At 69.2% G+C, this 13,573-nt stretch carries 11 protein-coding genes and 2 pseudogenes; 4 read left to right on the top strand and 9 right to left on the bottom strand.

Annotated elements, in window-relative coordinates; translation table 11 throughout:
• Nucleotides 1–12 precede the first annotated feature (12 nt).
• Nucleotides 13–513 carry a GNAT family N-acetyltransferase gene (locus tag ABT232_RS12345; RefSeq protein WP_351839341.1) on the top strand — a complete coding sequence of 167 codons (501 nt, stop codon included), beginning with the start codon at nucleotides 13–15 and terminating at the stop codon, nucleotides 511–513.
• A 747-nt stretch (nucleotides 514–1,260) separates the two neighbouring features.
• On the opposite strand, the gene ABT232_RS12340 is transcribed toward ABT232_RS12345, so the two are convergent.
• The gene (locus tag ABT232_RS12340; protein WP_351839339.1) at nucleotides 1,261–1,770 is read right to left on the bottom strand and encodes an AlbA family DNA-binding domain-containing protein; all 510 of its coding nucleotides are present in this window, start codon (nucleotides 1,768–1,770) and stop codon (nucleotides 1,261–1,263) included.
• A gap of 182 nt (nucleotides 1,771–1,952) precedes the next feature.
• Entirely contained in the window at nucleotides 1,953–2,639 is a 687-nt protein-coding gene (locus ABT232_RS12335; protein ID WP_351839337.1) for a hypothetical protein, read from the bottom strand.
• Nucleotides 2,640–2,989: 350 nt separating this feature from the next.
• On the opposite strand from ABT232_RS12335, the gene ABT232_RS12330 reads away from it, so the two are divergent.
• Nucleotides 2,990–3,193, top strand: a complete 204-nt coding sequence (locus tag ABT232_RS12330; RefSeq protein WP_351839574.1) for a cold-shock protein — start codon at nucleotides 2,990–2,992, stop codon at nucleotides 3,191–3,193.
• A gap of 12 nt (nucleotides 3,194–3,205) precedes the next feature.
• Here ABT232_RS12330 and mobF read toward each other — a convergent pair.
• A pseudogene (mobF, locus tag ABT232_RS12325) lies at nucleotides 3,206–4,003 on the bottom strand (MobF family relaxase); the annotation flags it as partial.
• Between the two features lie 187 nt (nucleotides 4,004–4,190).
• Between mobF and ABT232_RS12320 the strand changes: the two are divergent.
• Nucleotides 4,191–4,619 carry a hypothetical protein gene (locus ABT232_RS12320; RefSeq protein WP_351839335.1) on the top strand — a complete coding sequence of 143 codons (429 nt, stop codon included), beginning with the start codon at nucleotides 4,191–4,193 and terminating at the stop codon, nucleotides 4,617–4,619.
• A 998-nt stretch (nucleotides 4,620–5,617) separates the two neighbouring features.
• Here the strand turns inward: ABT232_RS12320 and ABT232_RS12315 are convergent.
• The 6 genes and pseudogenes from ABT232_RS12315 to ABT232_RS12285 form a co-directional block, all read right to left on the bottom strand.
• Nucleotides 5,618–5,716 (bottom strand): annotated as a pseudogene (locus ABT232_RS12315) (IS5/IS1182 family transposase); the annotation flags it as partial.
• 323 nt (nucleotides 5,717–6,039) lie between these two features.
• Nucleotides 6,040–6,300 carry a transposase gene (locus ABT232_RS12310; RefSeq protein WP_351839333.1) on the bottom strand — a complete coding sequence of 87 codons (261 nt, stop codon included), beginning with the start codon at nucleotides 6,298–6,300 and terminating at the stop codon, nucleotides 6,040–6,042.
• Nucleotides 6,301–6,338: 38 nt separating this feature from the next.
• Nucleotides 6,339–7,667, bottom strand: a complete 1,329-nt coding sequence (locus ABT232_RS12305) for a helix-turn-helix domain-containing protein (RefSeq protein ID WP_351839331.1) — start codon at nucleotides 7,665–7,667, stop codon at nucleotides 6,339–6,341.
• A 313-nt stretch (nucleotides 7,668–7,980) separates the two neighbouring features.
• A complete protein-coding gene (locus ABT232_RS12300) occupies nucleotides 7,981–8,502 on the bottom strand; it encodes a hypothetical protein (protein WP_351839329.1) in 522 nt (173 codons plus the stop codon).
• A 1,496-nt stretch (nucleotides 8,503–9,998) separates the two neighbouring features.
• Nucleotides 9,999–10,394: a hypothetical protein gene (locus ABT232_RS12295; protein WP_351839582.1), complete on the bottom strand. Its 396-nt coding sequence runs from the start codon at nucleotides 10,392–10,394 to the stop codon at nucleotides 9,999–10,001.
• Nucleotides 10,395–11,068: 674 nt separating this feature from the next.
• Entirely contained in the window at nucleotides 11,069–12,082 is a 1,014-nt protein-coding gene (locus ABT232_RS12285) for a LacI family DNA-binding transcriptional regulator (RefSeq protein WP_351839327.1), read from the bottom strand.
• A 427-nt stretch (nucleotides 12,083–12,509) separates the two neighbouring features.
• On the opposite strand from ABT232_RS12285, the gene ABT232_RS12280 reads away from it, so the two are divergent.
• Nucleotides 12,510–13,475, top strand: coding sequence for a glycoside hydrolase family 6 protein (locus ABT232_RS12280; RefSeq protein WP_351839326.1), 966 nt, complete (start codon nucleotides 12,510–12,512; stop codon nucleotides 13,473–13,475).
• The last annotated feature ends 98 nt before the right edge of the window (nucleotides 13,476–13,573 follow it).

Below are 13,573 nucleotides of genomic sequence, written 5' to 3'. Positions count from 1 at the left end.
GATCCTGGTGTCATGACTGATCACCGCAACATTGCCATCGTCCGTTGGCCAGACCAGACTCCTCCTGCCGAGGACGGCTTGGCCACCTTGCTGGCGGCCTACCATCTGCGGACTGAGGCCGAGAAGGGCAAGCCGGTTGCCGATGTGGACGGGCTGCCGAAACGCTACCGGGCAGAGATCACCGACCCTCGGACCGCATTCGCCGACGATGTCGTGCTGGTGGCTAGCCTGGGGGACGCCGTGGTGGGCTGTCTGGTGGTGACCTCTCCGGTCAATGGGCAGCTGGAAATCAAGAGGCTCTGGACCGACCCTGAGTTCCGTGGCCGGGGTGTTGCCTCCGCCTTGCTCAGCACCGCGCTCGCTCATGCTGCGGAGTCCGGCGTGGACACCATCCGGCTCTCCGTGTGGGAATGGCGGACCGGAGCCATTGCCCTGTACGAACGACTCGGCTTCACCGTCACCCAGCCATGGGATGAGCGGGATCAACTGGTTTGCATGCAGCGCGCTGCGTGAGTGGTCACAACCATTCGCTGGTGGCCGCGGCAAGGACTGTCGCTCCATAGCGGACCGCGAGTTCGTCTATCTCGTGGCGACGGCACGGCTCCTCCTGAGGCGGTGATCCCGCACTCGACGGCATGACGCTCGCTGTGGTCGACGGGGTCGAAGTGCGATGACCGGCCGCCGCGGGAGCCGAGTTCCCTGCCGTTGCGCGCCTGGGGCCTTGTCCGGGATGGTGCAATGGATTGACGGACTCGATGCTGCGCCCGACGACCTCCTCCCAGCCCGGACGCCAGCCTCGTCAAGCATGGAATATCAGCTGATCGGGAGCGGAACAGGGTCCAGGCCCAGCTTGCTCCGGCATGAGTCGACGGCCCGTGTGACCCAGGCGGTCACGGCGTCGCGATCTGCCGCGATCGCGTGAAGCTCACGTGTCTTCTCCTGGGCTTCAACCATCCACGGGGCCAGCGGATCCTCTCGAAGGACTCGTTCGAAGTGACCGCGGGCAGTGTCCGGGTTCCCGACATCATCGACCGGCCCACCGACACCACGGTCGGTTGCGGTGGCACATCACCATGTACGGAGCCGTCTGACAACGCTGAGCGTCACCGCTCCACAGAAATTGGACCAGAACCCGTTCTTGTGGAAAGAGCCAGTTCCTCTTCTCGGCGGCTGGCAGCGGCTGCCTCGAGCGAAGAATCGAACGCCGCGCAGGGGCGGGCGCGCCCTCCCGCCCCTGCGCGGCTGCTGTGTCTGCTGCGGCTACCGGGCGAAGGTGACCTCTACCGGGGCGTTCGGGCAGGCTGCGGTGGCCTGGGTGAGGGTGTCGCGTTCGGCGGGGTCGACGGCGAGCTGCCGGCGCAGCTTGATGGCGACCCAGTCGGCGAGGTACTGGCAGTAGTAGGACGCAAAGGTCGGCAGCCACAGCGCCGGGTCCTGGTCGGCTTTGCTGAGGTGAGGACCCCGAAGGTGAGGTCGGACAGGTAGGGCTGGACGTGGTTGCGACCGGGCGTACTGCTCGGTGTTCACGTCGCCGGGGGTGATGCCGACCAGTTCGCACGTGGTGTCCCTCACACCGAAGATGATCAGGCCGCCGCGGGTGTTGGCCATCGCGGCGACGTCCTTGGCCAGTTCGTTCCAGCGGCCCTCGCACGGGGGTTGAGGGAGCTGTTCCTTCCAGTCCAGGTCGTCGGACTCCGCCAGCCGGTCGCCAGCAGCCTTGGCAACTATGTCGACGCCCAACGGGCCGGGCGCAGCCCCCGAGGTGCTCATGCAGTCGTGTCCAGGGACGAGCCATGCCGGCACCCTAGGGTGTGGCACTGACAACGCCGGCCGGCCGAAGGCGATGCTCAGGGTTCGAAGAGGGCGCTCCGCTGCCGGTCGCCTGTATCCCGAACTGCCCGCACCCACGGTTGCAGTGCGGGCAGTTCTTCGTGTGGCCGGGCGGCCGGTCGCTAGGTGGGCTGTCCTTCGTAGATGCCGTCCCACTGCAACTGGACGGCAGACAGGTCCGGCAGGCCGTCTTCAGGCGGACCGCCCGTGAAGTGGATGGGCCCCGCCGCTGTCAGGAAGGCTCCGCCGGTAGGCGACCCGTTGGGGTTGGCACTCAAGGGCGGGGGCGGGAACTGAGGTAGATCGCCGCTTGCCTTCACCGGCTGCGACGTCTCCAAGGTGAACGGACCGGTCAGGTCACCCCACCGATCGAAGGTCATGGTCATCGACTGCAGCCACGTGTGCACAAGGCCGCCCGGCCCCTCCTGCAGGGTGCTCGGGGGCGAAACTTCTAGGGCGGGAAGGGTGAGCCGGACCCTCCCGAACAGCGTGTGCTCGGCCACCATGCTGAAGTCCAGGGTCTGCAGTCGGACGAAGTCCGCGCCTCCCGCAAGGACCTTGACCGAGATTCCGCCGATGAGGTCCAAATGGGGAAGGGGCGGAGGCAGCGGCACCACCAAAGTGGTGCCGAAGGCACTCATCGCCATGGTGAAGGTCTGCCCGATGGCCGGCAGCAGCGCGGCGGCTCGGCGCTGAGTCGCTTGGGCGTTCGGCCCGCTGGTCAGCAGCAGTCCCGTGCCGGCAAGGGCGGCAGCGGCCGCCTGGCGAAGCACCTGGCGTCGGCCCGGAGGTGTCGGTGAAGTAGTCACAGCGGGGCAGTATCGGCTGTCCGACAGCAGCCGAGGCGCTTCCGACAGGCATCACCCCCCCATACGAGTGACAGAATTGGTCATCCAACGTCGCAGGGCAGTCGTGTCCCGTGTCAATGAAGTCGGATCGCTTGTCAGTGAAGAGTGAAGCTGGATCAGGTAATCGCGAACTCACCGACACAGTGTGAACCTGTCCTTACCAGGGGCAGATCATCTACAGGATGCACATCCTGGTTGCCACAATCGACTTGGTCCGCCCCAGCTCGGCCAGTTCGTACCGTCCGTATGTGTGCTGTGCAGGGGCTGTTCTCGGCTGACCTGGCGGCATTCGGATCTTGTAGGAGAAGTGCATGGCAACCGGCACTGTGAAGTGGTTCAACGACGCGAAGGGTTTCGGCTTCATCCAGCAGGACGATGGTGGTCCGGACGTGTTCGTCCACTTCCGGTCGATCAAGGGGAACGGCTTCAAGAGCCTGATGGAAGGCCAGAAGGTCGAGTACATCGTCACCCAGGGGCAAAAGGGGCCGGAGGCGGGCGACGTCGTTCCCCTGTAGAACAGCACGAGGCCCGATCAGCCGCCGGTCGATCCCCGCGATGTCCATGACCGGGCGGCGGCCGGGCGTCACCTCACGCGGCTCCCACGCCCACCCGAACCGCGCCGTCACCTCCTCCATGAACAGGAGGGTGTAGAGGGTGTCGGCGGCGACGATGTTGGCGAGCATGAGTCCGCCGACAGGTTGTCCCACTTCCCATCGTGCGGCCGCCGGGCACGGACTGACAGGACCGCGTGGGCGTGAAGAAGGGGCCACGATTCTGTGGCCCTGGACTCGTAGTGCCGGAACACCGCGACGATCAGCCCCCCCCCCTTGACCCGGGCGCGCTGCTTGCCGCCGGCCTTCGAGCGGACCTGTGCGACCGACTCCTTCAGCCGCACCAGCGTCTTGTCGCGAGCGACGTCGTCGCACAGCTCCAGCACCCGGCGGTGCCGGTCGTCCATCAGAGCGCACGCGAGGTGCACCGTCGGCGGGGGCCGGAAGACCAGGTCGAAGGCCAGCCAGGGGGTGCGCTCCCCGGCCTTGTCGGTCTTCGGTGAGCGGTTGTGCTCGCAGGGCCTGTCCAGCACGGTCGCCCGCCTCGCGTGCGCCGGGCTCTTGCCCTGCGCCAGGAGCTCGCGCTCGATCCGGTCGGCATCCGGGTGCCCGCCCTCCCCAGGAGCAGTCGGCCTGCCGCTCGCTCACCACGTCCCCGACCGTCAGGCCGAGCGCGGACAGGCCCCGGCCCTTCCACACACCGGGCGGGACACCAGCTTCGTCCTGGGCGGCTCGCGACGCCATGCCCGCAGGGCGGTGGCCGTCGCCGACCATCACACCGCGGAAGAGGTAGCGCCACCCGGCCCCCGGGCGAACTGGCGACATGCTGATCAGGAAGCGGCTCCGGACCCCTGGCCCAAGATCAACCTGTTCGCTAGCATCCGTTCACTCCCGCTTCACCTGCGGCCGTCGATGCTGCACGCGCCGGCCGCAGGTGTGGCACGTCAATCCGAAGGTCACCATGATGAAGAAGCACTCCAAGCTCATAGGCGCCGCTGCCGCAGGCACGCTGGCCGTACTCGCGGTGGCCGCCCCCGCCTCCGCCTCCACCTACACCGTCACCTACCCCGGCCTCCACGCCGGCGACCTGTGCACTGATGAGCCGAATTACTGTGACGGGTCGGCGTCGTTCGTCCGTGACGGCGACCACCTGCTGGTCTGGGACAACAACGCCGACGGCAAATCGGTGATGGTCATGTACTACCGGTCCGACAACAGCGACACGCTGATCAAGGACTGGAACCATTATGGGCAGGGATCCCGGCTCGACATCAACATGAACCTTCCGGAGTCGGGTTGGGTCGAGTACCGGGTCTGCCTCGGTGAATACGGCACCAAAACATACGACATGAACGGGTGCTCGGGCTGGTTGCACGAAAGCGCCTCCTGACCCGTCCGCCCGCCGGCCGTGGCGAGCGTCGGCTGCCGATCCCTGTGACCGGCAGCCGGTCGCGGTCTGCACCGTCACAAACGTGCTGTGCGCCAGCGGGCTTAGGGCGAACCAACCTGCGGATGCGGCCGCCCGCCCAGTCTCAAGACCCCTTGGTCCTCCCGCCCGCCTGCTGTGACAATCAGCCGGTTAAAGAAGCTGCCACCACGCCGTTGGGCGTCGTCCTCGCCAGCGACGATCTCCGACCGCTTCCTAGGGGGCGGGGAGCCGCGCCCGCCAGGACGGGACGCAAGATCCTCAGTCCTGTCACTGTCCCGCTCGCCATGTCGAACTCACGGCAGACGTCGTACCGATGACCACCCGCCAGACGCCCAGGGCAACAAACGCGTCAATCGCCGCTGCGCTGAGCACGCCACCCTGAGCCAGGGCCGAAACCCCACAGGGACGCTCTTCTGCAGAGAGCCGCAGGACCGGCGACCGCGAGGCCCTCACCGCCCCCACGCGGACGACACGACAGGTGGCCTCAGTCCCCGTTCTTCTGCTCAAGGGAGCAGCATCATGACCCGGGACAACGTTCCCGCGCGCGGCCAGCCGCCCGTCCCCGCACCTCCCGCAGCAGCCCGCTGCCGGTGCAGGTGCCGTCCTGACCGTCGCGATAGCCGATCAGAGGCTGCCGCGAGCAGTGCTTTCTCTCACTTGGCTCCTCTGCTTCCGACGATGCCGCCTGCGGCGGAGTGCGCCGGTCCCGATGAGCAGGAGATACAAACCGATCGCGTACCAGGCCGCAGATGGCCATGAGCGCCACCAAAGAGACGGCAGTGCCGCCCCGAACATTACGAAGAGCACGTCGCCATACAGCAGAAGATTCGCGCGGTGATAGCGATCGTGCCCCGAAAACCTCTGCCAGCTCGTTCTCGCGCCACCGCGCATCACGGGAACCACGGGACTCGCGGTCAAAACGATCGCGATCTCCTGATGCGAACCGAGCTCACGGCTCCCTCGACGACCCAGCGGGTCTCGTCCAGGCCGGAGCCGTGGGCGGTTCCCTCGGGGGCGATCTTCGGCGTGATGCCGCGAGCGCGGAGGAGCAGTCGGTACTTGCCGCATCCGAGGCCTGGTGGGCAGGTCACGTCACCGATTGCGGGCGACTCTTCGCCGACCGCGGCCACGACTGCGACGACCGGCGCGGAAGGCTCCTTGCGGTGTCGTTGACCAGCGGAGGCCGTCACGATGTCACCCAGCTCATGTCCCTGCTGGACGCGATTCCCCTGGTCCACCGCGGATCTCTCCAACTGATCATTTCAGAATGAGGTTCGGAGTCGTCGCAAGCAGATGATCCTGTTGGTGAGTTGGAGTAGTCCGAGGTGTCTTCCAGCGGCTTCGATGCCCCGGCTGGTCTAGGCATCGTTTGCCGAGGCCTTCACGCTTTGCGCGTCGGCACCGGCAACTGTGGGCTCTGCGCTGCGGCCGTGGGGCCTGGCGGGTCTTGTCGCGTAACAGCTCGTGGACCTGCTAAGGGGTGCCTGCCGTCTGTTTCCCACTTCGCGCAGTAGTCGTAGACGGTCTCGTAGGGCGGGAAGTCGTGTGGCAGGTACTCCCACGGCTTGCCTGTGCGGTTGACGTAGAGGATCCCGTTGACGATCTCGTCATGCGACGACCGCCAACGGCGGCAGTCACACAAACAGCCCAGAGCATCAACTACTCAGATCCTATGCCCTCTTAGGGCGTGACCCAGGCGCGCGCTCCGGCGTCGTTCGTGCCGTACCAGTAGTACGGCATCCCCTTGATACCGGTGGTGCGGAACGGGCGGCCGTGGTCGTCGATACGAACCGTGCCGGTGCGTCCCTGAGAGGACCAGTCGAGTTCGAGGTACCAACGGGTGTCGTGGCTCTGCGTCGTCGCGTCGACAAGCAGCACCTCGGGGTCCTCGGCTGAGACGCGGTACGGGAAGTGCACGGCCGGAACGGTGCGTTCGCCGTCGGCACCGTCCTTCGGGTGTGCGACGGGGCGGTCCCGGTCGAGGTTCACCGCGAAGCGGCGGGGAGTGAGATCGCTGCCGCAGCCTTGGCCCATGGCGTACGCGCTTCCGGCACGCGGGGTGCCGCGGCTGACGACGCGGACGCGGAGCGCTTCCAGGACTACGGCCGTGGAAGACCGCCCCTGCACCGCGATCCGCACCTTCGTCTGCCGCCCGTGTACCGCGCCCTGCGCCGCCGCCCACGCCCCGGCGTCCTGCTCCGACGGCGGCGCAGGCACTCGCGCAGGGGGCTTGTCGATGACGTAGTCGTGGTCGCATCCGTTGTCCCAGACCAAGGAGTCGACGCTCCAGGCGAGGGGCGGGCCGGCGGCTGGTTGCGCGGCCGATGTGGGAGCACTGCCGACGGCCGGCGCGGTCGCGGAGCGGTCCGGCGACTCGGCGGCGGTTCGGCCGCGCGCCGCGGAGCGGGCGGCGTCCGCGCCGGCGGAACGGTGGTCAGGCAGGGCGGACATTCCACCGAAGGCGGCGAGCAGCACGCAGGCGACCGCGGTGGACGCCAGGATGCTTCGGCGGCGGTACCAGGGGCGTCGAACGGAGCGGGGAGAGCAACGGGGAGGGACTTCGCCCGGGTCGGGACCGTCGCCGGACACCACCTCGGAACCGCCGCTCTCCTCGACGCGCGCCCGGCCCGTGCCTGGTGCCGGGGCCGGGGCCGGGGCCAGGGCCGGGGTCGGGGCTGGGACCGAGGTCGGGATCGGGGCCGAGGTCGGGGTCGGGGTCGGTGTCGTGGTCGGTCCCTGCGCTGTATCGGCCGTACCCACCCGCTGCCGGGCCGCCACTGCCGACAGCCACAGCCGGTGCAGTTCGAGCCGCTCCTGCGGTGTCGCCCCGCAGAACGCCGCGAGCCGCTCGACGGGGGCGAAGTCCTGCGGCACCGCCTCGCCCGCGCAGTAGCGGTGCAGTGTGGAGGTGTTCATGTTGAGGCGGCGCGCCAGGGAGCCGTAGCTACGGTCGGTGCGGTCCTTCAGCCGGCGCAGTCGCACCGCCAGTTCCTCGACCTCGTCCCGCATCGACACCAGTCCCCTGTCGTCCGCCTGCGATCGGGTATCCCAGGATCTGTACCGGACGGTATTCCTCACGCCAGGTGCGCTGGAATGGTTCCATCGCAGGCGGCAGGCACATCGACAGTCCGGGCAGTTCCCCGGCGGAGCCCACCGCCCACGCCTGTCCGCTCCCCGAACGGCACCCCCGCGAACGGCACCCCGCGCGCGGGTCCGGCCGCTCCGCCCGGCCGGAAGGCGAGGAGAGCGGCCGGACGGTGTAGGCGCGGGCGAGGTGCTCCGCGAACTCCTCGCCCACGGCAACCCCGGAGCGGTTCCCTCGTCAGCCGATGTTCGTCGTGTCGATGTCGGCGATGCGGTTGTACCGCTCCACCAGCACGGCAAGTTCGGTCTTCTGCGCTGTCTTCCCGCTGCCGAAGATCAGGGTGACGGTGACCCTGCGGCTGTGCCCCTCGATGCCGTTGTCGGACACCGTCCACCGCGCCGGGACGTTCTGGGCACGCAGGACGCCGTCCGTCCCGTTCTCCTCCTCCCAGTCCGCAAGCAGCTCGGCGAAGTCGGGCGTCAGGTAGTGCGCGCGGAGCGCCGCGGCCAGCGTGGCGTCCGGGTCGGCGTAGTCGCCCTTGGCGTCGATGTACGCGCCGTAGAAGTCGGCGACCCGGGTCACCGCCTGGCCGGGCGTGCCGGTGACCGGCTGCGACGCGGCGCTGGACGCCTTCGCGGCAGACGTGACGGACGCCTGTGCCGACACCTGCGCCGGCACACCCAGTCCGACGGCCAGGACCAGGCCGACGGCCGCCGCGCGGAGGCCCGGACGACGGTGTGCGGTGGACTTGCTGCTCATGAGCGTGTTCCTTCTCTGATCGGTATGTGGTTGCTCTCGGCGGGTCCTGGCGTCGGAGCCGAAGGGGCCTGCCGTGTCGCCGCCGCGACCGCGTGCGCCGGGACTCGCCGAACGCCGCGGTTTCGGATGGCCGCGTACGCGGGTGTCCCGGTACTCGGGTCAGGACGGGGGTCGTCGCCATGTTGCAGCCGGGCGACTGTTCGACCCCGGCCGGTGCGACGACCAGAGCTTCGAGGACAGCGGGGAAGCCACGCAACGGCTGCCGCCACCTGTGCGACGGCGGAACGGTTCCACCCATGGTGAGCTGCGGAAACGATGGTGTCTGGGATGCACTGGGATGCCGCCGCGCCACTTTTCGCGCGGGCCTTCCACGAGACCGCCGCGGCGGCCTCCTGACCCCGTGGCCCTCGTCGCGGCTTACCGGCCAGGCTCGCCGACCGGGCTCGCCGACCGGGCTCGCCGACCGGGCTCGCCGAACCGGCTTGCCAACCGAACCGGCGTCGCCGACGAGGCGCATCGCTGGGTGTGATGCCGTGTGGTCGGGCGCCACCGGATCTCGGCGCCACCGAATCGCTCACGCGTCGGTTGGAGTGCCCCTCCCCCGGTGTCCGGGCCCGCACCACCGCCTGTCTCAGCGGTCCCGCTCGATGCGTTGCTCCTGACGAGGCGCTGCGTCGGGGATCGTGGCGCCCAGGTCATGGCTGGGGCGTACGACGCGGCGCGGTCTCGGGAGGCAGAGCCAGGAACTGGAAGCGGAGCGAGCGGATGTGGGGCTCGACGTACGGGGACGACCGCCTCGTCGCCGGCCGCCCGCCCACACTCCGACGGCGGCGCTCACGAAGACACCGGCGCAATGCGGTGCACCGCAGGGGCGACCGTTCGGGTCGTCGTCGAAGCGCGTGCCGTGCTGAATCGTGTGACCGGGCGGGAGGACGACCGGCAAGCGCACGAGCGGTGGGGCGCCCGCTGCCCTCGTGGCTCGTCGAGCGGTGCGCGCCCGATGGCGAGGAGCCGGAGCTCGGTGGCCGCTTCGACGCCGAGGCCGCCGTTCGGCAGTGTTTCACCGTTATGGATGATCGGAGTCGACTGCGGCACGGGATCGCACGATCTTCACCCACGGTCCGTGAACGTGACTTCTGGATCCACCGGAGGAAGAGACGCCCACGGTCCGTGAACGTCACTTCCTGATCCCACCGGAGGAAGACCCCTGAGTCGCACGAGACAACCTGCGCCGACGGGGACGCGGTTGACGTAAGAAGACGTAAAAGCCCCTGCTATCCGGGGCGGTCGCCGATACCGAGCCCTGATTGGGCATGCCGATCGTCGGCATCGCGACCTTGCCGTCAGCAGACTCTCGGACGAGCCGTCAGAGACGCTCAGCCCCATCGTCCAAGGCACGATCACGGTGCCTGCCCGGAGCCGTCTTCGGGAAGATGTACGGCAACGTCTGGGACTGATCCCGCGGTCGAGCCCACCGCGGCCTGCTCGCTCGTCTCCTACACATGGCCGCGAAGCGCTTTGTGGGCACCGTAGGCCTCGAGGAAGCCTTGTATCGCCTCCAAGTCGTTGGAGAAGGTCGCGGACCGCCACTTCGCCTTGCTGCCGTCGCGGTAGCGCAGGTCCACCCAGGTGGAGACGGCGGCCGACGAACTGGAACTCGCCACGCGCAGCTTCATGCCGGCCAGATCATGGAAGACGACGGTGGTCAGCGGTTTGCGTTCACTGACGTACTCGACGGCGACGTCAGGTGTGAGCACCAGCAGCGGGTCCGGATCGTCCGACGCTCCGTGGAAGAAGCCGGTCAGCTTGCCCCGCCTCGTGGTGAACACCCGCCAGTCCGGCGGCACCGGCCCCCGGCGGGCCTGCCACAGAATCGTTCGCGGGTCGGTCATGGCACCTCCGCAGGACAGAGGAGTCCGTCCACTTACGATTCTCCGGCCGGCACCGGGCCCACGCCACCACGGCCGGCCGCTTGCGAAGGCTTGCTCGCAGGTCCAGTCCCGGCCGCCGGTGCCGCTGGTGAGGGCAGCGCCTCGGCAAGGCCAGGTCCTCGTCGTGGTCGGGCCCGGCGAACTCGGTACGGAAGCCTGGCAACAGCGCGAACGCGCCGGGCCGACCGCGCTCGGAGCGGCACCGGGGCGACGGCCATGGTTGTCGCCCCGGTGCCGCTCACCACGACGGGGTGGATACCTCCGGCCGACGGCCGGCGGGCCATCTCACCGGCGGTCAGTCAGTCCCGCTGACGCGGCAGCAACACCGGTGGGCACCGCCCATCGGCCGCGCGTCAGTCCGAGGCGGTCGGCGGGCGCCGCGGTGAGTTTCCTCGGTGATTTCCGGCGAGGGCGGGTTCCGCTCGCGTGGCGCCGTGGTGTCTGCGGCACGGCGGCGCGCCAGGCCGGGAAGAGACGCGATCGCGATGATGCGCACGGTGGTGCGCACCGAGTGGTGGACGTGCCGGCCGCGTCGTGCGTGTCGCGGCCGCCGAACGCGTCGGGGTGTCGTTGTCGTCGGGCTCGGCGGCTGGTGAGGGCGGCGTCCGCCAGGAGTTTCCCGGCCGGCGGCTCCTTCAGGCCGTGGAGCGGGTGACCAGGCGGGTCGGCAGGATCAGCGGGCTCGGGTCCTGCCCGTCGATGAGCGCGGCGAGCATCCGCGCCATCTCGCGTCCGAGCGCCTGTATGGGCTGGTGAACGGTGGTGAGCGGCGGATCGGCGATCTGGGCGACGACCAGGTCGTCGAAGCCGATCACGGCGACGTCGGCCGGGACGCCCCGACCGGCCCGGCGCAGGGCGCGGAGTGCTCCGGCTCCCATGTTGTCGTTGGCGGCGAACACTCCGTCGAGGTCGGGGTGGTCGTCCAGCAGTGCGGCCATGGCGGTGGCTCCGCTGGGCTCGGTGAAGTCCCCCTCGTGCGGCGGGTACGGTTCGAGGCCCGCCGCGAGCATGGCGTCACGGTAACCGCGGTGACGGGCACGCCCGACCTCGGTGTCCAGGCGTCCGCAGATCGTGGCTATGCGTGTCCGGCCCTTCGCGATCAGGTACTCGGTCGCCTCGCGGGCACCGCCGACGTTGTCGACGTCCACGTACCACCGCGGGTCCAGACCGACGGGCCGCCCGCCGAAGACGACCGGCATCTCCGCTTCCTGGGCCATGCGGGCCAGTGGGTCGTCCTCGCGCAGGGCCATGAGCATGACGCCGTCGGCCCCCTTGGACCGCAGGAGCTGTTGCACGCGCTCGCGGCCCCGGTCGGAGGCGGCCAGGCACAGCATCAGATGCAGGTCGGCCTCCTCCAGAGCGCTGGTCGCCCCCACGATCACCTGGGCGAAGAAGGGGTCCGCGAAGATCGACGGATCCTCCCCCGAGACGATCAGGGCCGCCGCCCCGGTCTGCCGTGTGGCCAGCGCGCGGGCGGTCGGATTGGGGACGTATCCGAGCTGGAGAACGGCCCGTTCGACCGCCTCTCGCTTGGCCCGGCTGACGTGCGGGGCGTTGTTGAGCACACGGGACGCCACGGAACGGGAGACACCGGCGCGCTCGGCCACCTCGTCGAGCGTGAGCTGCCGGCGCGCCACATTCTTCGCCATGGACCCTGGGCCTTTCCTCGCGTCGAGCGGGAGCGCCATCGCACCACCCGGACCGCACTCCCCCTGCCTCCTGAGCAGTGGGCACGAACCGTGGTATCCGGACTGGGAGCGCTTCCAGTTTCAGGACTGTAAAGCCTCATGGCCTCGATGTGAAGTGGCATGAAGTGATGTGAACTGCCGATTGTGCAGCACCACTTGACAGCCTGCACTGCTGGCCACACGATACCGGCCAACCCCAAAGTGTCCGCAGCCGACTGGGAGCGCTTCCAATGGGAGCGCTCCCATACCCATCCCTTCGCTTGAGGTGTTCGTCCCCCGCCGGGAGGCCCCGGTTGCCGGGGACGCGTACGACCGCACTTCCTCCGCGCGCCGCACGCTCTGGACGAGAGCGTGCGGCGTACCCCCGCCAGGAAACCGAGGTACAACGATGCGCCGCCAGATCCGCGCCCTCACGGCAGCCCTGTGCTCGCTGCCGCTGGCGCTCGCCATCGCCCCGCCCGCGCACGCCGCCGACCCCACGACAATGACCAGCGGGTTCTACGTCGACCCGAACTCCAGCGCGAGGCAATGGGTCGCGGCGAACCCCGCCGACGGCCGCGCCCCCGCGATCAGCGCGTCCATAGCCAACACGCCGATGGCTCGGTGGTTCGGCTCCTGGAGCGGCACGATCGGCACCGCAACCGGCGCGTATGCGGGAGCGGCCGATTACTGGGACAAGCTGCCCGTGCTCGTCGCGTACAACATCTACCACCGCGACTACTGCGGCGGGCACTCCGCCGGTGGCGCCGCCTCGCCCTCCGCCTACGCGACCTGGATCGCCGGGTTCGCCGGCGGGATCGGCCAGCGGCCGGCCGTCGTCATCCTCGAACCCGACTCGTTGGGTGACTACGACTGCATGAACCAGACGCAGATCCGTGAGCGCGAGGGCATGATCACCGGCGCCCTCGCGGAATTCAGCCGCCAGGCGCCGAACACATGGGTCTATCTCGACGCCGGCAACCCCGGCTGGGGCAGTCCGGCAACCACCGCCCAGCGTCTGCACGGCGCCGGCCTGAGGCAGGCCCGCGGCTTCTCGCTGAACGTCTCCAACTACTACACGACCGCCGAGAACACCGCCTTCGGCAACGCCGTCAACGCCGAGCTCAGCGCCCGCTACGGCTACACCAGGCCGTTCGTCGTCGACACCAGCCGCAACGGCAACGGCTCCAACGGCCAGTGGTGCAACCCGGCGGGCCGCCGCACCGGCACCCCCACCCAGAAGGGGGGAGGCGCCGAGATGCTCCTGTGGATCAAGACTCCTGGAGAGTCCGACGGCAACTGCGGCGTCGGCTCCGGCTCCTCGGCCGGACAGTTCCTCCCCGAAGTGGCCTACAAGATGATCTACGGCTACTGACCCCGGACTCAGAGTACGGGGCCCGGCCGGCCCACGCCCCGCGACCGGGCCCCACGCGCTGCCCGCCACCCGGGCCTCGCATCCGTTCACCACACCCC

The organism is Streptomyces sp. NPDC001532 (assembly GCF_040298625.1).
Classification (GTDB): Bacteria; Actinomycetota; Actinomycetes; order Streptomycetales; family Streptomycetaceae; genus Streptomyces.
The sequence above is the reverse complement of the archived record's forward strand: the minus strand, read 5'-3'. Positions and strand labels throughout refer to the sequence as shown.